Origin of the sequence: Chimaeribacter coloradensis, assembly GCF_002858715.1 — a bacterium.
In the GTDB taxonomy this organism is placed as follows: domain Bacteria; phylum Pseudomonadota; class Gammaproteobacteria; order Enterobacterales; family Enterobacteriaceae; genus Chimaeribacter; species Chimaeribacter coloradensis.
Genome location: NZ_PJZH01000043.1, coordinates 1 through 18,151, shown reverse-complemented (window position 1 = coordinate 18,151; position 18,151 = coordinate 1). Strand labels below are relative to the sequence as shown.

General features: G+C 60.8%; 18 protein-coding genes. 15 read left to right on the top strand and 3 right to left on the bottom strand.

The window, feature by feature from the left end:
- The 8 genes from ubiE to hemB all read left to right on the top strand — a co-directional run.
- A partial coding sequence (gene ubiE, locus CYR32_RS20360; protein WP_101826936.1) for a bifunctional demethylmenaquinone methyltransferase/2-methoxy-6-polyprenyl-1,4-benzoquinol methylase UbiE occupies window positions 1-676 on the top strand: 676 nt, incomplete at its 5' end.
- 12 nt (window positions 677-688) lie between these two features.
- Complete coding sequence (gene ubiJ, locus CYR32_RS20355; protein WP_101826934.1) at window positions 689-1,297, top strand: ubiquinone biosynthesis protein UbiJ; 609 nt, start codon at window positions 689-691, stop codon at window positions 1,295-1,297.
- A complete protein-coding gene (gene ubiB / locus CYR32_RS20350) occupies window positions 1,294-2,928 on the top strand; it encodes a ubiquinone biosynthesis regulatory protein kinase UbiB (protein ID WP_101826933.1) in 1,635 nt (544 codons plus the stop codon). The genes ubiJ and ubiB overlap by 4 nt, the downstream gene beginning before the upstream one ends.
- Window positions 2,929-3,049: 121 nt before the next feature.
- Complete coding sequence (gene tatA / locus CYR32_RS20345; protein ID WP_101826932.1) at window positions 3,050-3,316, top strand: Sec-independent protein translocase subunit TatA; 267 nt, start codon at window positions 3,050-3,052, stop codon at window positions 3,314-3,316.
- Between the two features lie 3 nt (window positions 3,317-3,319).
- Window positions 3,320-3,877: a Sec-independent protein translocase protein TatB gene (tatB, locus tag CYR32_RS20340; protein WP_101826931.1), complete on the top strand. Its 558-nt coding sequence runs from the start codon at window positions 3,320-3,322 to the stop codon at window positions 3,875-3,877.
- Between the two features lie 3 nt (window positions 3,878-3,880).
- A complete protein-coding gene (gene tatC, locus CYR32_RS20335) occupies window positions 3,881-4,654 on the top strand; it encodes a Sec-independent protein translocase subunit TatC (RefSeq protein ID WP_101826930.1) in 774 nt (257 codons plus the stop codon).
- Window positions 4,655-4,711: 57 nt separating this feature from the next.
- Window positions 4,712-5,494 carry a 3'-5' ssDNA/RNA exonuclease TatD gene (gene tatD / locus CYR32_RS20330; RefSeq protein ID WP_101826935.1) on the top strand — a complete coding sequence of 261 codons (783 nt, stop codon included), beginning with the start codon at window positions 4,712-4,714 and terminating at the stop codon, window positions 5,492-5,494.
- 14 nt (window positions 5,495-5,508) lie between these two features.
- Complete coding sequence (hemB, locus tag CYR32_RS20325) at window positions 5,509-6,531, top strand: porphobilinogen synthase (protein ID WP_101826929.1); 1,023 nt, start codon at window positions 5,509-5,511, stop codon at window positions 6,529-6,531.
- A 58-nt stretch (window positions 6,532-6,589) separates the two neighbouring features.
- Here the strand turns inward: hemB and rfaH are convergent, their stop codons facing one another.
- The gene (rfaH, locus tag CYR32_RS20320) at window positions 6,590-7,078 is read right to left on the bottom strand and encodes a transcription/translation regulatory transformer protein RfaH (protein WP_101826928.1); all 489 of its coding nucleotides are present in this window, start codon (window positions 7,076-7,078) and stop codon (window positions 6,590-6,592) included.
- A gap of 261 nt (window positions 7,079-7,339) precedes the next feature.
- On the opposite strand from rfaH, the gene pepE reads away from it, so the two are divergent.
- The 3 genes from pepE to fre all read left to right on the top strand — a co-directional run bounded on the left by pepE (window position 7,340) and on the right by fre (window position 10,421).
- On the top strand, window positions 7,340-8,062 hold the full coding sequence (gene pepE / locus CYR32_RS20315) for a dipeptidase PepE (RefSeq protein WP_101826927.1): 723 nt from the start codon (window positions 7,340-7,342) through the stop codon (window positions 8,060-8,062).
- A 118-nt stretch (window positions 8,063-8,180) separates the two neighbouring features.
- Window positions 8,181-9,668: a 4-hydroxy-3-polyprenylbenzoate decarboxylase gene (gene ubiD, locus CYR32_RS20310; protein WP_101826926.1), complete on the top strand. Its 1,488-nt coding sequence runs from the start codon at window positions 8,181-8,183 to the stop codon at window positions 9,666-9,668.
- Between the two features lie 51 nt (window positions 9,669-9,719).
- A complete protein-coding gene (gene fre, locus CYR32_RS20305; RefSeq protein WP_101826925.1) occupies window positions 9,720-10,421 on the top strand; it encodes an NAD(P)H-flavin reductase in 702 nt (233 codons plus the stop codon).
- Between the two features lie 68 nt (window positions 10,422-10,489).
- Here the strand turns inward: fre and fadA are convergent, their stop codons facing one another.
- Complete coding sequence (fadA, locus tag CYR32_RS20300; protein ID WP_101826924.1) at window positions 10,490-11,653, bottom strand: acetyl-CoA C-acyltransferase FadA; 1,164 nt, start codon at window positions 11,651-11,653, stop codon at window positions 10,490-10,492.
- An 8-nt stretch (window positions 11,654-11,661) separates the two neighbouring features.
- Complete coding sequence (gene fadB, locus CYR32_RS20295) at window positions 11,662-13,851, bottom strand: fatty acid oxidation complex subunit alpha FadB (RefSeq protein WP_101826923.1); 2,190 nt, start codon at window positions 13,849-13,851, stop codon at window positions 11,662-11,664.
- A gap of 186 nt (window positions 13,852-14,037) precedes the next feature.
- Between fadB and pepQ the strand changes: the two genes are divergently transcribed.
- Genes pepQ through hemG form a run of 4 tightly spaced genes read left to right on the top strand, consistent with a single transcriptional unit; the run spans window position 14,038 to window position 18,014 of the window.
- Window positions 14,038-15,369, top strand: coding sequence for a Xaa-Pro dipeptidase (gene pepQ / locus CYR32_RS20290; RefSeq protein ID WP_101826922.1), 1,332 nt, complete (start codon window positions 14,038-14,040; stop codon window positions 15,367-15,369).
- Complete coding sequence (locus CYR32_RS20285) at window positions 15,369-15,992, top strand: IMPACT family protein (RefSeq protein ID WP_101826921.1); 624 nt, start codon at window positions 15,369-15,371, stop codon at window positions 15,990-15,992. Before pepQ ends, CYR32_RS20285 begins: the two co-directional genes overlap by 1 nt.
- 17 nt (window positions 15,993-16,009) lie before the next feature.
- Window positions 16,010-17,461 carry a Trk system potassium transporter TrkH gene (gene trkH / locus CYR32_RS20280; protein WP_101826920.1) on the top strand — a complete coding sequence of 484 codons (1,452 nt, stop codon included), beginning with the start codon at window positions 16,010-16,012 and terminating at the stop codon, window positions 17,459-17,461.
- A 19-nt stretch (window positions 17,462-17,480) separates the two neighbouring features.
- Window positions 17,481-18,014: a menaquinone-dependent protoporphyrinogen IX dehydrogenase gene (gene hemG / locus CYR32_RS20275; protein WP_101826919.1), complete on the top strand. Its 534-nt coding sequence runs from the start codon at window positions 17,481-17,483 to the stop codon at window positions 18,012-18,014.
- Window positions 18,015-18,151 lie beyond the last annotated feature (137 nt).

Here is an 18,151-nt window from a genome sequence, read left to right as displayed (position 1 = left end):
CGTCTTCCACTCCGTGGCGGCGAAATATGACCTGATGAACGACCTGATGTCGTTCGGCATCCACCGTATCTGGAAGCGCTTTACCATTGATTGCAGCGGCGTGCGCCGCGGGCAGCGCGTGCTGGATCTGGCCGGCGGCACCGGCGACCTGACGGCGAAATTCTCCCGTCTGGTGGGTGACAAGGGCCAGGTCGTGCTGGCCGACATCAATGACTCCATGCTGAAAATGGGCCGCGAAAAACTGCGCAACCTGGGCGTGGTCGGCAACGTCAGCTATGTGCAGGCCAACGCCGAGGCGCTGCCGTTCCCGGACAACTACTTCGACTGCATCACCATCTCATTCGGCCTGCGCAACGTGACGGAAAAAGAGAAGGCGCTGCGCTCCATGTTCCGCGTGCTGAAGCCGGGCGGCCGCCTGCTGGTGCTGGAGTTCTCCAAGCCGGTGCTGGAGCCGCTGAACAAAGCCTATGACGCTTACTCCTTCCACCTGCTGCCGCGCATCGGCGAGCTGGTGGCACAGGACGCGGACAGCTACCGCTATCTGGCGGAGTCCATCCGGATGCACCCCGATCAGGAGACCCTGAAAGGGATGATGAGTGATGCCGGGTTTGACAACGTCAACTACCACAACCTCACCGGAGGCATTGTTGCCTTACATCGCGGTTTCAAATTCTGACGGGGTGATGCCATGTTGTTGACCCCGTTACTGACGGCAGGGCTGGAGACCGCCCTGAACCGGTTGCTCTACCGTGAACCCAGCATGAAAGCCGCCCGGCTGCGGCTGGCCGGCAAGATCCTGCGCATCCGGCTCCAGGAGCTGGACACCCCCTTGACGATGATCTTCAGCGAACGCCAGGTGGACATCCTCGGGGAGTGGGCCGGGGAGGCGGATTGCACCGTCTCGACCCGCCTGGGCGTACTGATGAAATTGCGTGACCGGCAGCAGCTCTCCCCGCTGATGCGCCAGGGCGAGCTGGTTGTTGACGGTGACCTGCAGGTCGTCCAGCAACTGGTGGCACTGCTGGATATGGCCGAATGGGAGCCGGCGGATCTGCTGGCCCCTTATCTCGGCGATATTGCCGCGCAGGGGATCACGCAGACGCTGCTGAAAGGCGCGCAGCGGGTCCGCTCGTCGCTGGTACGGCGGCAGGGGCACCTCAGCGAAGTGCTGACGGAAGAGTGGAAACTGGCCCCGGCCCCGCTGGAGATTGTCTGGTTTAATGAAGAAGTGGATGCGCTGGCCCGCGAGCTGGACGCGCTCGACGCCCGCATCAACGCAATGGAGACGAAGCCATGACCCCAGGTGAACTGCGTCGCCTCTATCTGATTATCCGCGTGGTGCTGAGTTATGGGCTGGATGAGCTCATTCCCCGCATGCGCCTGACCTTCCCGCTGCGCTTTGGCCGCCGCCTGTTGTTCTGGATGCCCAACCGCCATCATGACAAGTTACTCGGCGTGCGGCTGCGGCTGGCGATGCAGGAGCTGGGGCCGGTGTGGATTAAGTTCGGGCAGATGATGTCTACCCGCCGTGACCTCTTCCCGCCGCAGATTGCCGATGAACTGGCGCTGTTGCAGGATCGGGTGCCGCCGTTTGACGGCCGGCAGGCGCGCCGCCATATCGAGGCGGCCCTGGGCGGCCCCCTGGAAAAGTGGTTCGACGATTTTGATGAAAAGGCGCTGGCTTCTGCCTCTATCGCGCAGGTGCACACCGCCCGCATGAAAGAGAACGGCAAAGAGGTGGTGCTTAAGGTGATCCGCCCCGACATTCTGCCGGTAATCAAGGCGGATATGCGCCTGATGAACCGCCTGGCCGGCTGGTTGCCGCGCCTGCTGCCCGACGGCCGCCGCCTGCGGCCGCTGGAGGTGGTGCGGGAGTATGAGAAAACCCTGCTGGACGAGCTGAACCTGCTGCGCGAAGCGGCCAACGCCATCCAGCTGCGCCGCAATTTTGAAGGCAGCAATATGCTGTATGTGCCGGAGGTTTACTCTGACTACTGCCGTGAAACGGTGCTGGTGATGGAGCGGATCTACGGCATTCCGGTGTCGGATGTCCCGGCGCTGGAAGCGCAGGGCACCAACATGAAACTGCTGGCAGAGCGCGGCGTGCAGGTGTTCTTTACCCAGGTATTCCGTGACAGCTTCTTCCATGCGGATATGCACCCCGGCAACATCTTTGTGAGCTACGCGCACCCGGCCGACCCGCTCTATATCGGCATCGACTGCGGCATCGTCGGTTCGCTCAATAAAGAGGACAAACGCTACCTGGCGGAAAACTTCATCGCCTTCTTTAACCGGGACTACCGGCGGGTGGCGGAGCTGCATGTGGATTCCGGCTGGGTGCCGCCGGACACCAACGTCGAGGATTTCGAGTTCGCCATCCGTACGGTGTGCGAGCCGATCTTTGAAAAACCGCTGGCGGACATCTCGTTCGGGAATGTGCTGCTCAACCTGTTTAACACCGCCCGCCGGTTTAATATGGAAGTGCAGCCGCAGCTTGTCCTGTTGCAGAAGACCCTGCTCTACGTGGAAGGGCTGGGGCGTCAGCTCTACCCGCAGCTCGATCTCTGGACCACTGCCAAACCGTTCCTGGAGGAGTGGCTGCGCGATCAGGTGGGCCTGCCGGCGATGATCCGCGCCTTCAAACAGAAAGCGCCGTTCTGGACGGAGAAGCTGCCTGAGCTGCCGGACCTGGTGTTTGAAAGCCTGCAGCGTAACCGCCAGTTGCACCACAGCATCGAGAAGCTGTCGGCCGAAATGCGTGAGCACCGCGTCCGCAGCGGCCAGTCACGCTATCTGTTCGGCATCGGTGCGACCTTGCTGCTGTGCGGCACCCTGCTGCTGCTCAACAAGCAGGAGGTGTACCCCGCCTGGCTGATGGCGGCCGGGATCGTCTCCTGGGTGATTGGCTGGCAGCGCAGCGGTAAATGAACGTAAGCGGGCATGCGTTTACGCGTGGGCATGTGTTTAAGTAAGACAGCGTATAAAGGTGCCGTATAATGCGGCACTGTTCAGCGACATTCCTTTTCTCCGGCTTTGAGAGGTAAATACAATGGGTGGCATTAGCATTTGGCAATTACTGATTATCGCAGTGATCGTGGTTCTGCTGTTTGGTACCAACAAGCTGCGCGGTCTGGGTTCCGATTTGGGCGCCTCGATCAAGGGCTTTAAAAAAGCCATGAATGACGACACCACACCGGCTGCTAAAACAGAGAAACATGCTGAAGATGCAGACTTCACCGCCAAGAACCTGTCTGAAAAGCCGGTGATTGTGGTGAAACCGGATGACGCCAAGAGCAAAGACAAAGAGCAGGTGTAAACCGTGTTCGATATCGGGTTTAGTGAGCTGTTGCTGGTCATGGTAATTGGTCTGGTGGTGCTTGGGCCGGAGCGGTTACCTGTCGCAGTCAGAACAGTAGCGGGGTGGATCCGCGCATTACGTTCGCTGGCCGCCTCGGTGCAGACCGAGCTGGCGCAGGAGCTGAAACTGCAGGAGCTGCAGGACAGCCTGAAAAAAGCGGAAGAGGCGGGGCTGAAAAACCTGACGCCGGAGCTGAAAGCATCAATGGATGAGCTGAAAGAGGCCGCGGAGTCGATGAAGCGCTCTTACAGCGAGGCCGATGAGGCCGCGCGCACCATTCATCATCCGACGGTGACCGACCCGGAGGCGCTGCATGACGGCGTGACGCCGGGTGAATCAGCCACGGTGGCCTCCGCGCCCGCCACCGCGCCGGAAACCCCGGCGCAGAACCAGGCGGACACGCCCCTGTCGCTGAAAAAGGCGGAGGTGCCGCCGGCGGGGAAAACCGCCGCGGCCCCGCAGCCTGAACCGCAGGCCGCGCCTGTTTCCTCTTCCCATCAACCCACGGGCGATCGTTAAAACATGGCTGTTGAAGATACCCAACCGCTGATCAGCCACCTGATTGAGCTGCGTAAGCGGTTGCTGAATTGCATTATTGCGGTGCTGGCGGTTTTCCTGGCATTGGCCTATTTCTCCAATGACATCTACCAATTGGTTTCCGCACCATTGATTAAACAGATGCCAAATGGGGCCAGTATGATCGCCACTGATGTGGCATCACCGTTCTTTACCCCGATCAAATTGACCATGATCGTGTCGGTGTTTGTCTCTGCGCCGATCATTCTGTACCAGGTGTGGGCCTTCATCGCCCCGGCGCTCTATAAGCATGAACGCCGCCTGATGATGCCGCTGCTGTTCTCCAGCTCCCTGCTGTTCTATATGGGGATGGCGTTTGCGTACTTTATCGTCTTCCCGCTGGCGTTCGGCTTCTTTGCAAAAACGGCCCCGGCCGGTGTGTTGATCGCCACCGACATCAACAACTACCTCGATTTCGTCATGGCGCTGTTTATGGCGTTCGGGGTGTCGTTTGAGGTGCCGATTGCCATTGTGCTGTTGTGCTGGAGCGGCGTGACCACACCGGACGATCTCAAGGCCAAGCGCCCCTATGTGCTGGTGGGGGCGTTTGTGGTGGGGATGTTGCTGACCCCGCCGGACGTCTTTTCGCAGACGCTGCTGGCGATCCCGATGTATCTGCTGTTTGAGATTGGCGTGTTCTTTGGCCGCTTCTATGTGGGCCAGCGTCGCCAGGATATTGACGACGACACGGAAGAGGACTCCTCCTCCAACGCGCCGTAAGCGCCCCAGATTGACCCCAGCCGCCCTTCGAGGGCGGCTTCTGTTTTGGACATCCGCATGTTTGATATTGGCGTTAACCTGACCAGTTCGCAGTTTGCGAAAGACCGCCCGGAGGTGGTTGCCCGCGCCCGTGAGGCTGGGGTGACCGGGATGTTGATTACCGGCACCAATGTGTCGGAAAGCACAGAGGCCGCGCAACTGGCGGCGGAACACCCCGGTTTCTGCTGGTCAACGGCCGGGGTTCACCCGCATGAGGCCTCTACCTGGAGTGCGCAGGCGGAGCAGCAGATCCGTAAGCTGGCAGCTGAGCCGGGTGTGGCGGCGATCGGCGAATGCGGGCTGGACTTCAACCGCAACTTCTCTGACCCGGCAAGCCAGGAGCGCGCCTTCACGGCACAACTCGCGCTGGCCGCCGGGTTACAGCTGCCGGTCTTTTTGCACTGCCGCGATGCCCATGCGCGCTTTGTTGCCCTGCTGGCCCCCTGGGTGGCGCAGTTGCCGGCAGTGGTGGTGCACTGTTTTACCGGCACCCAGCCTGAGCTGGAGGCGTGCCTCGATCTGGGGGCGTCCATCGGCATTACCGGCTGGGTGTGTGACGAACGGCGCGGGCTGGCGCTGCGGGCGTTGTTGCCGCTGATTCCGGCGGATCGCCTGCTGCTGGAAACCGACGCCCCTTATCTGTTGCCCCGGGATTTACCCAAAAAACCTGCATCCCGCCGCAATGAACCCTGTTTTCTGCCCCATCTCGTTCACCAGGTCGCCGCGTGGCGCCGGGAAGACCCCGACTGGCTGGCCAAGAAAACTGATGACAACGCCCGTCGGCTGTTCCGACTGGCTTAAGTAGGAGAAATACGATGAGCTATGCATTCCCGGGCACCTTTCCTGGTCGCCGTATGCGCCGTGTGCGCCGTCATGATTTCAGCCGCCGTTTAGTGGCCGAAAATCAGCTCACGGTCAATGACCTGATCTACCCGGTGTTCGTCATGGAAGGCACCAACCGCCGCCAGGCTGTGCCATCGATGCCGGGCGTGGAGCGGATGAGTATCGATCTGCTGATCAAAGAGGCGGAAGCCATTGCCAAACTGGGCGTGCCGGTGCTCTCCCTGTTCCCGGTGATTGAGGGCGACCTGAAGTCGCTCCACGCGGAAGAGGCCTACAACCCGGACGGCCTGGTGCAGCGCGCAGTGCGCGCCCTGAAAGACGCCGTGCCGGAACTCGGCCTGCTGACTGACGTGGCGCTCGACCCGTACACCACCCACGGCCAGGACGGCATCATCGACGCCGACGGCTACGTCATCAACGACGTCACCAAAGAGATACTGGTGCGCCAGGCGCTCTCCCACGCCGAAGCCGGGGCGGAAATCCTGGCCCCGAGCGACATGATGGACGGCCGCATCGGTGCCATCCGCGATCAGCTGGAAGCGCAGAACCTGATCAACACCCAGATCATGGCTTATTCCGCCAAATACGCCTCCTGTTACTACGGCCCGTTCCGCGACGCGGTCGGCTCCAGCGGCAACCTGAAGGGCGGCGACAAAAAGACCTACCAGATGGACCCGGCCAACAGTGACGAAGCGTTGCAGGAGATCGCCCAGGATCTGCAGGAAGGGGCGGATATGGTGATGGTGAAGCCGGGGATGCCGTACCTGGACATTATCCACCGCGTGAAACACACCTTCGGCGTGCCGACTTTCGCCTATCAGGTTTCCGGTGAATACGCGATGCACATGGCCGCGTTCCAGAACGGCTGGCTGCAGGAAAAACCGGCGGTGCTCGAATCCCTGATGTGCTTCAAGCGCGCCGGGTCAGACGGTGTGCTGACCTATTTCGCCAAACGTGTGGCCCAGTGGCTGCATGATGCAGAGATGCAGCGCTAAGCGGCAGCAGAAAACAAAAAGGCACGCGCAGGCGTGCCTTTTTTATGGGCGCAGGGCGTCACATTTTATGGAACTGGCGGTTGTCCACGCTCTGGCAGACCTGCTTATTCAGCAGGTTAAGCAGCAGCATGGAGCGCGCCTCGCCATCCGGCTCGGTGTAGATCGCCTGCAACCCCTCGAACACGCCGTCGGTGATCAGCACCGTGTCGCCGGGCTGCGGGGTGTCCGGGTCGGTCACATCCTGCACCGGGTTATGGATCAGCTCGTGGATAACCGCCGGGCTGACCACCACCGGCTGGTTGCCGAAGCGGATAAAATGGCTGACGCCCCGCGTGGCGCTGATGGTGGTGGTGTGGATGCGGTGAGGGTCAAACTCCACAAACATATAATTGGGAAACAGGGGCTCGCTGACAGCGGTACGGCGACCCCTGACCATTTTTTCCAGCGTGATCATCGGACTCAGGCAATTGACCGCCTGACGCTCCAGGTGCGCTTTCGCGCGCAGGAGTTGCCCGCGTTTGCAATACAATAAATACCAGGATTCCATAGATTCACATGCCCTTCTGCTGTGCAGGCAAGCATAGCAAAAGCCATTACGGATAAATAGCGGCGGCGCTTTTCCCCGCCCTGGCGGGGATGCGCCATTGCGCCGGGAATTTATCTTAGGGCCGTGCGGTGAACGTAAAATTGGATTAACGTAAGGCGGAATCGGTCAGGTTATCTTTTCTTTCCAACCTATTATCCGGAGAAAAAACCGGGCCGGCGACGTGTCTCTTCCTGGTTTCACCTGATGAGTGAGGGTATGTGAATGGAGCTGTTTCTGCTTAGCAATGGAAAGTTGTCCGATGACCCCCGGCTGCTGGGGTTCGCGCTCGATCGCATCAAGGCGATGATCGCCCGGCGCGGGATTGATTCAGCAATTCTGATCCCCTATGCGATTATCCGCGGCGACTACGACGCGCGCGCCGCCGACCTGGCTGAGGCGCTCGGCATCCGCGTCAGCAGCATCCACCACGCCGGTAACCCGGCTGAAGCGATCACCCACGCCCAGTGCATTCTGGTCAGCGGCGGCAATACCTGGATGCTGAACCAGATGCTGCATGAGCATAACCTGATTGTGCCGATCCAGCGGGCGGTGCGGGAACGCGGCGTGCCCTATATCGGCTGGAGCGCCGGCTGCAATGTGGCGACGCCCTCTATCCGCACCACCAATGATATGCCGGTGCGGTCGTCTGCGGTGCTGCCCTCTCTCGGGCTGTTCCCGGTGCAGATCAACCCGCACTACACGGACGCGGTGCTCAGCGGCCACGGCGGCGAGAGCCGTGACGACCGGCTGGCGGAGTTCTGTGCCGTGAACCCGTCAGAGAGCGTGATCGCCCTGCGTGAGGGCAGTTTATTGCAGCTGTGCGATAACCAGCTCAGCTACTACAGCGCCCGCGGCGAAGGTTTTAAGATCTTCCGCCACGGCCGCCCGGCGCAGGAGTATCACGATGCGCAGGCACTGGCGTCCCTGGTGCCGTTCAACTGTTAAAAGCCTGTGTCACCGGTGAGGCTGCACGCAACAAAAGTGCAGCATCACCGGGCGATAGCGCCTATAATGCCCCTTCACTGACGACAATAATTATCAGTATCAAATACTGCGGATCAGCATGAAATACCGGGACTTACGAGACTTCATCGCTTTGCTGGAAAAGCAGGGCGAACTCAAACGCATCAGCCAGCCGATCGACCCTTATCTGGAAATGACGGAAATCGCCGACCGCACCCTGCGCGCCGGTGGCCCGGCGCTGCTGTTTGAAAACCCGAAAGGCTACCAGATGCCGGTGCTGTGCAACCTGTTCGGCACGCCAAAACGGGTGGCGATGGGCATGGGCCAGGAAGATATCAGCGCGCTGCGTGAAGTCGGCAAGTTACTGGCTTTCCTGAAAGAGCCGGAGCCGCCGAAAGGCTTCCGCGACCTTTTCGACAAGGTGCCGAAGTTCAAACAGGTGCTGAACATGCCGACCAAACGGCTGAGCAATGCGCCGTGCCAGGAAGAGGTGTGGCAGGGGGAGGACGTCGACCTCAGCCGCATCCCGGTGATGCACTGCTGGCCGGAAGACGCCGCGCCGCTGGTGACCTGGGGGCTGACGGTGACCCGCGGCCCGCATAAAGAGCGCCAGAACCTCGGTATTTATCGCCAGCAGGTGCTGGGCCGCAACAAGCTGATCATGCGCTGGCTCTCCCACCGCGGCGGCGCGCTCGATTTCCAGGAGTGGTGCAAAGCGCACCCCGGCGAGCGGTTCCCGGTGTCAGTGGCGTTGGGCGCAGACCCGGCCACCGTGCTGGGCGCGGTGACGCCGGTGCCGGATACCCTCTCCGAATATGCGTTTGCCGGGCTGCTGCGCGGCAATAAAACCGAAGTGGTGAAGTGCCTCTCCAACGATCTGGAAGTCCCGGCCAGCGCGGAGATTGTGCTGGAGGGGTACATCGACCCGGCCGAGCTGGCACCTGAAGGCCCCTATGGTGACCACACCGGTTACTACAACGAGATCGACCATTTCCCGGTCTTTACCGTGACGCACATTACCCAGCGCCGCAATGCCATCTATCATTCAACCTATACCGGGCGGCCGCCGGATGAGCCGGCAGTGCTGGGCGTGGCGCTGAACGAAGTATTCGTGCCGATCCTGCAAAAACAGTTCCCGGAGATTGTGGATTTCTACCTGCCGCCGGAAGGGTGCTCCTACCGCCTGGCCGTGGTGACCATCAAGAAACAGTATGCCGGGCATGCCAAACGCGTGATGATGGGTGTTTGGTCATTTTTACGGCAGTTTATGTACACTAAGTTTGTTATCGTATGTGACGATGATGTTAATGCCCGCGACTGGAATGATGTCATCTGGGCCATCACCACCCGCATGGACCCGGCACGCGATACGGTACTGGTCGAGAACACGCCGATCGACTACCTCGATTTCGCCTCGCCGGTTTCCGGGCTGGGTTCCAAGATGGGAATGGACGCCACCAACAAGTGGCCTGGGGAGACCCAGCGCGAATGGGGCCGGCCGATTACCAAAGATCCGGCAGTCACGGCCCGTGTTGATGCCATCTGGGATGAGCTGGCGATATTCACTGATAAGGCACCAGGCCGCTGAGCCGGGCCGCCTCGCCTCAGTTTTGCTTTAATGACCCGACAGAGGGAACGCATGACGACATTGAGCTGTAAAGTGTCCTCGGTAGAGGCGATTACGGATACCGTATACCGGGTAAGACTGGTGCCTGAGGCACCGGTCAGCTTCCGCGCCGGACAATATTTGATGGTGGTGATGGACGAGCGCGACAAGCGCCCGTTCTCCATCGCTTCGACCCCGGCCCAGCAAGAATTTATTGAGCTGCATATCGGCGCGTCTGAACTGAACCTTTATGCGATGGCCGTGATGGATCGCATCCTGCAGGAGCAGGTGATTACCGTGGATCTGCCGCACGGTGATGCCTGGCTGCGTGAGGAAAGCACCCGCCCGCTGATCCTGATCGCCGGGGGCACCGGTTTCTCGTATGCGCGTTCGATTCTGGTCACTGCGCTGGAGCAGCAGCCGGAGCGCGACATTTCTATCTACTGGGGCGGCCGTGAACTGTTCCACCTGTACGATCTGGGCGAGCTGGAAGCGCTGAGCGTGCAGTACCCGAACCTGAAGGTGATTCCGGTAGTGGAGCAGCCGGCGGAAGGGTGGCAGGGGCGTACCGGCACCGTGCTGAGTGCGGTGTTGCAGGATCATGCCTCGCTGGCGGAGCATGACATCTACATCGCCGGCCGGTTTGAAATGGCGAAAATTGCCCGCGAACGCTTCTGCGGTGAGCGCGGCGCACAGGCCGGCCAGATCTTCGGGGATGCGTTCTCCTTTATCTGACCGGTGACCCGGCACGGCACAGGGTGCCGTGCCGGGTACGCCTCTCTTCTTTATATTCCCGTCCGCCCTTATACCCGCTCAAAGACCGTCGCGATCCCCTGGCCGAGGCCGATGCACATGCTGGCAACGCCAAACTGCACATCCCGGGTTTCCATCAGGTTCAGCAGCGTGGTGGAGATGCGCGCGCCGGAGCAGCCCAGCGGGTGGCCGAGCGCAATCGCGCCGCCGTTCAGGTTGACCTTCTCATCGCGTTGCTCCATCAGCCCCAGATCTTTGATGCAGGGCAGGGTTTGCGCCGCGAACGCCTCATTCAGCTCAAACAGCCCGATATCCTGGGTGGTCAGCCCGGCGCGCTTCAGCGCCAGTCTGGTTGCCGGAACCGGCCCATACCCCATGATCGACGGATCGCAGCCGACCACCGCCATCGCGCGGATGCGGGCGCGCGGCGTCAGGCCGAGTGATTGCGCGCGGGACTCGCTCATGATCAGCATGGCGGCTGCGCCGTCAGAGAGGGCGGAGGCGCTGCCGGCCGTCACGGTGCCGTTGGCCGGGTCGAACGCCGGTTTCAGCGCGGCCAGGGCGGCGACATTGGTTTCCGGGCGGATCACCTCATCGTAATCGAGCCGCATCAGCACGCCGTCGGCATCGTGGCCGCTGGTGGGCACAATTTCGCGGGCGAAGCGCCCGGCCACCGTGGCCGCATGGGCGCGCTGGTGGGAGCGGGCGGCAAATTCATCCTGCATTTCCCGGCTGATCTGGTGCATTTTTGCCAGCATCTCCGCCGTCAGCCCCATCATCCCGGCCGCTTTCGCCACCGTGCGGCTCAGGCCGGGGTGGAAATCGACCCCGTGGTTCATCGGCACATGGCCCATGTGCTCCACGCCGCCAATCAGGCTGACGTGGGCATCACCGACCATGATGGCGCGGGCGGCATCATGCAGCGCCTGCATCGACGAGCCGCAAAGCCGGTTAACGGTCACCGCCGGGACACGGTACGGGATCTCCGCCAGCAGGGCGGCATTGCGGGCGATGTTAAAGCCCTGTTCCAGCGTCTGTTGCACACAGCCCCAGTAGATGTCATCGATCTCTGCCGCATCCAGCGCGGCATTGCGGCTGAGCAGGCTACGCATCAGGTGCGCGGAGAGATCTTCTGCCCGCACCTGGCGGAACGCGCCCCCTTTGGAGCGCCCCATCGGGGTACGGATTGCATCAACAATAACGACGTTTTCCATCTTTCACCTCAAGCCGGCGTGCCGGTATTGATCTCTGCCAGCGGTGTGGCGTCAGGGTAGTAGCGCGCGTTGCTTTCTGCTTTGGCGCGCAGGCCTTCCGGCACCTGATAAAGCGCGCCGAGATGGGCATAGCGATCCGCCAGTTCGACATAGCGGCGGCTGCCGAGGGTGTCGAGGTAGCGCAATGCACCGCCGTGGAACGGCGGGAAGCCGATGCCGTACACCAGCGCGATGTCCGCTTCTGCCGGGCCGGCGACAATGCCTTCCTCCAGGCAACGCACCACTTCGTTGATCATCGGCACCATCATGCGGGCGATAATCTCGTCGGCACTGAAGTCGCAGGTCTCCGGGCGGATCGCTTCCAGCAGCGGATCGACCGCGTCGTCCGGCTGTTTGCGTGGTTTGCCTTTGCTGTCTTCTGTGTAGCGGTAGAAGCCCGCGCCGTTTTTCTGGCCGAAGCGCTGCTGGTCAAACATTACATCCACGGCGTCGCGGTAGGATTTCGCCATCCGCTCCGGGAAGCCCTGTGCCATGACCGCCTGCGCGTGGTGCGCGGTATCGATGCCCACTACATCCAGCAGATAGGCCGGGCCCATCGGCCAGCCGAACTGTTTCTCCATCACCTTATCGATCTGCCGGAAGTCTGCGCCGTCACGCATCAGCAGGCTGAAGCCGGAGAAGTAGGGGAACAGCACCCGGTTGATGAAGAAGCCGGGGCAGTCGTTGACGATGACCGGGGTTTTGCCCATCCGCAGGGCGTAGGCCACCACGGTCGCCAGCGTGCGTTCTGAAGTTTTCTCGCCGCGGATCACCTCCACCAGCGGCATCCGGTGTACCGGGTTAAAGAAGTGCATCCCACAGAAATTCTCCGGCCGTTTCAGTGAGCGGGCCAGGTCGCTGATGGGGATGGTTGAGGTGTTGGAGGCCAGCACCGCCTGTTCATCCAGCAGCGCTTCCGCTTCGGCCAGCACGGCGGCTTTCACTTTCGGGTTCTCGACCACCGCTTCCACCACCACCTGCGCCCGGCTGATGCCGGCGTAGTCCAGCGTGGGCTGGATGGTCGCCAGGGTCTGAGCCATCTTCAGGCCGTCGATTTTGCCGCGCTCGCGCTGCTTATCGAGCAATTTCCCGGCCTCGTTCATGCCGAGCGTCAGGGATTTCTCGCTGATGTCTTTCATCAAGACCGGCACGCCTTTCAGCGCTGACTGATAGGCAATGCCGCCGCCCATAATGCCTGCGCCCAGTACCGCCGCGTGGGCCGGTGCCTCAACCTGACCGGCGAGTTTTTTGGCTTTGCCTTTGACATATTGATCGTTGAGGAAAATCCCCACCAGCGCCCGCGCCTGATCTGACCCGGCCAGCGGCACAAAGCTGGCGGTTTCCCGTTTTAACGCCTCGTCCCGCCCCAGCCCGGCCGCAGCTTCAATGGTTTTTACGGCGGCCATCGGTGCCGGGTAGTGTTTCCCGGCCTGTTGCAGCACCAGGCCTTTGGCAACGTTAAAGCTCATTGCCGCTTCAAGCGCCGAAAGTTTCAGCGGCTCCAGCTTAGGTTGCCGGGCAGCGCGCCAGTCCAGGCTGCCGTCAATCGCGGCCTGTAACATCTTAAGGGCCGCAGCTACCAGCTTCTCCGGGGTGACTACCGCATCCACCAGCCCCAGCTTCAGGGCGTCAGCGGCGGAAACATCTTTCCCGGCGGTGATGATCTCCATTGCGCTGTCTGCCCCCAGCAGGCGCGGCAGCCGCACTGAGCCGCCAAACCCCGGCATGATGCCGAGTTTGGTCTCCGGCAGGCCGATGCGCGTCTCCGGCGAGGCCACGCGGAAGTCCGTTGCCAGGACGCACTCGCAGCCGCCGCCCAGCGCATAACCGCTGATCGCCGTGATGGTCGGCACCGGCAGGTCTTCCAGCCGGTTGAAAATCTGGTTGGCGAAGCCCAGCCACTGCGTCAGCTTTTCCGGTGGGGCGTTAAACAGCGCCAGGAATTCAGTAATATCCGCACCGACAATAAACGCCGGTTTATTGGAGCGCAGCAGCACGCCCTTGAGGTCGGGCTGGTTTTCCAGTACCGCAACGGCTTCGCCCAGGCTGGCGACCGTTTGTGTATCGAGTTTGTTGACCGAGCCTGGGGCATCAAACACCAGCTCGGCGATGCCGTTTTCCAGCCAGTGAAGGTGCAGGGTATCGCCTTGATAGAGCATCTCTCTCTCCTGAATCAGCGCATGGGATCTGGTATGACCAGATGAGAGGCAGTGTGGTTTTTGTGTTAACTATTTGCAAATGAGAAGTTGCGTATTTGCTGAAGTGATCACAAAGCGCACAGCGCTACGGGGCCGGGGCCGCTGTGGTAAGATGCGCGGATTATGTGAAGCTAAAAGGATATTGTGATGGAAACGCTGTCTGCGCTTTATAAAGATCATATCGCCACCCTGCAGCAACGCACCCGTGAAGTGCTGGCCCGCCATCAGCTGGACGGGTTGCTGATTCACTCCGGGGAGTTGCTCACCGTTTTCCTCGATGACCACGCCTACCCCTTCAAAGTTAACCCGCAGTTCAAAGCGTGGGTGCCGGTGACGCAGGTGCCTAACTGCTGGCTGTGGGTGGATGGCGTGAACAAGCCGAAACTCTGGTTCTACTCGCCGGTGGATTACTGGCACAACGTCGAGCCGCTGCCGGAAAGCTTCTGGACATCCGAGGTGGAGATCATCGCCCTGAAAAGTGCCGATGAGATCGCCGCCCTGTTGCCGCCCGCGCGTGACCGCGTGGCCTATCTTGGGTATGCGCAGAACCGCGCGGCCGGGCTGGGCGTGAAAGCGGAGAACATCAACCCGCAGGGCGTGATCGACTACCTGCATTACCACCGCGCCTATAAAACGGACTATGAGCTCGCCTGTATGCGCGAGGCGCAGAAGCTGGCCGTGGCGGGGCACCGCGCCGCGCATGAAGCGTTCCTGTCGGGCATGAGTGAGTTTGACATCAACATGGCCTACCTCACCGCCACCGGCCACCGGGATACCGACGTGCCTTACGGCAATATTGTGGCGCTGAATGAGCATGCCGCGGTGTTGCACTACACCCAGCTTGAGCATCAGGTACCGGCAGAGGTGCGCAGTTTCCTGATTGATGCCGGGGCAGAGTACAACGGCTACGCGGCGGACATTACCCGTACCTATGCCGCTCAGGCAGGCAGTGAGTTCGCCGCGCTGGTGAGTGACCTCAATGAACAGGAGCTGGCGGTGATCGGCACCCTGCAGGTGGGCAAACGCTATACCGACTACCATGAGCAGATGCATCACCGGATTGCCGGCCTGCTGAAAAAGCACCAGCTGGTGAAGGGCCTCAGCGAAGAGGCGATGGTGGAGCAGGGGCTGACCACGCCGTTCCTGCCGCATGGTCTGGGCCACCCACTGGGCCTGCAGGTGCATGATGTCGCCGGTTTTATGCAGGATGATAAAGGCACCCACCTCGCCGCGCCTTCCCGCTACCCTTACTTGCGCTGCACGCGTGTGCTGGAACCGGGCATGGTGCTGACCATTGAGCCGGGCCTCTACTTTATTGAATCCCTGCTGGCACCGTGGCGCGAAGGCGCATTCAGTCAGCATTTCGACTGGGCACGGATTGAGGCGATGAAGCCGTATGGCGGCATCCGGATTGAGGACAATGTCGTGATGTACGCTGACCATATCGAAAACATGACCCGCGATCTTCATCTGGCCTGATGCAACCCTACCCGATACCGGCTGAAACCCTTGAGGTCAGCGAAGAGATTAAGAAAAGCCGTTTCATCACCCTGCTGGCGCACGCCGGCGGGGCTGATGCGGCCAAAGCCTTTGTGCAGCAGTGCCGGCAACAGCATCCGGATGCCCGGCACCACTGCTGGGCGTTTGTCGCCGGGCCGCCGGGGGATTCGCAGCAACTCGGCTTTTCTGATGATGGCGAACCCTCCGGCACCGCCGGGAAACCGATCCTCGCCCAGCTGATGGGCAGCGGGGTAGGGGAGATCGTCGCGGTGGTCATCCGCTATTACGGTGGGATAAAGCTCGGCACCGGCGGCCTGGTCAGGGCGTATGGCAGCGGCGTGCAGCAGGCGCTGAAACAGTTGCCGGTGAAGATGAAAGTGCCGCAGGCGGAGTACTGGCTGACCTGCGACTACGCCCAGTTGCCGGGGGTGGAGGCGCTGGTGGCCCAGCATGAAGGGGCGATTGTGCAGGGCGACTACGGCGCGCAGGTCTGTTTACGGCTCTCCCTGCCGCAGACGGCGGTTGACGTGATTGCCGCACGTTTACGTGATCTGAGTCGGGGGGCATTACAGCTAAAACCGGTATCCTCGCCGCCGTCATAACCGGCTGAGGAACAGGCATGCATTTTCGCGCGATCGCCCGCATTGTCGGGCTTTTGGTTATTCTCTTTTCAGGGACGATGTTCATTCCCGGCGTAGTCGCCCTGATCTACCGCGACGGTGCAGGCCGTGCCTTCAGTCAGACGTTTTTGCTGGCACTGGTGCTGGGGCTGCTGCTCTGGTGGCCGAACCGCCGTCAGAAGCATGAGCTGAAACCGCGGGAAGGCTTCCTGATTGTGGTGCTGTTCTGGACGGTGCTCGGCAGCGTCGGGGCACTTCCTTTTCTGTTTTCGGAACAGCCGCGCCTCTCCCTGACCGATGCGTTTTTTGAGTCGTTCTCCGGGCTGACCACTACCGGTGCCACGGTGCTGGTGGGTCTGGATACGCTGCCTAAAGCGATCCTTTTCTACCGGCAGATGCTGCAATGGCTGGGCGGCATGGGCATCATCGTGCTCGCAGTGGCTATTCTGCCGATTCTCGGCGTGGGCGGTATGCAGCTCTACCGGGCCGAAATGCCGGGGCCGCTCAAGGATAATAAGATGCGCCCGCGCATCGCGGAGACGGCAAAAACGCTGTGGCTGATCTATGTCGCCCTGACAGTGGGCTGTGCCGTGTCCCTCTGGCTGGCGGGCATGTCACCCTTTGATGCGATCTCCCATAGCTTCTCGACCATTGCCATCGGTGGCTTTTCTACCCACGACGCCAGTATCGGCTATTTCCAGAATCCGGTGATTAACACGCTGATCGCAATTTTCCTGCTGATCTCCGGCTGTAATTTCGGCTTGCATTTCGCCTTGCTCAGCGGCCGCCGGTTGACCGTCTATTGGCGTGACCCGGAGTTCCGCATGTTTATTGCGGTGCAGCTGGGGCTGACGGCGCTCTGTGCGCTGATATTATGGCAGCATGATGTTTACGCCGCGGGCACCACCACGCTGAACCAGGCCTTCTTCCAGGTGGTGTCGATGGCCACCACGGCCGGGTTTACCACCGGGGACATTTCGGCCTGGCCGCTGTTTCTGCCTCTTCTGTTATTGTGTTCCGCCTTTATCGGGGGCTGTGCCGGTTCGACCGGCGGCGGGTTAAAGGTGATCCGCATCCTGCTTCTTTATCTGCAGGGGGCACGGGAGCTGAAAAGACTGGTGCACCCGAACGCCGTCTACACCATTAAACTGGGCAACCGGGCGCTGCCGGAGCGTATCATTGAAGCGGTATGGGGGTTTTTCTCCGCCTATGCGCTGGTGTTTATCGTGAGTATGCTGGCGATTGCCGCCACCGGCGTTGATGAACTCTCTGCCTTTTCTGCGGTAACGGCTACCCTGAATAACCTGGGGCCCGGCCTCGGCATGGTCGCGAACAACTTCACCGCGATGAATGAACCGGCTAAATGGATATTGGTTATTACCATGCTGTTTGGCCGGCTCGAAGTATTTACCCTTCTGGTACTGTTTACGCCAACCTTCTGGCGAGAGTAACCCACAGCAGGAGCACGAGATGAAAGCACTACTTCTATATTCCACCACGGATGGCCAAACCAGGGCGATTGCTTCCTATATTGCCAATAGCCTGCAAGGGGCCCTGGCCTGTGATGTGGTGGATCTTCAGGATGCCGGAGCGGTGCGGCTGGCGGACTATCAGGTCGTCGCCCTGGGGGCGTCGATCCGCTATGGGCACTTTAACCCGGTGCTCGACAAATTTGTCCGGCAACATGCGGATGAGCTTAACCGGCTGCCTACCGCATTCTACGGGGTGAACCTTACGGCCCGTAAGCCTGAGAAGCGCACCCCACAGACCAATCCCTATGTGCGTAAGTTCTTACTGGCCTCCCCCTGGAAGCCGACAACCAGTGCCGTGTTTGCCGGGGCGTTACGTTACCCCCGCTATCGCTGGCTCGATAAAGTGATGATCCGCTTTATTATGCGCATGACCGGGGGTGAAACAGATACCAGTAAGGAAGTGGAGTACACGGATTGGAATGAAGTCGAACGTTTTGCACAGGAAATCGCGCGGATTGCGGGTAAACAGTGAGCATATTGCGCGTTAAACTCGCAGTATGGTGAAAATAGCTTCGGTTGAACAATTTTTTAGATTTAGGGGTTGCAGCCTGCGCGGAACTCCCTATAATGCGCCTCCACTGACCGGGAACAACGACCAACACGTCGCCG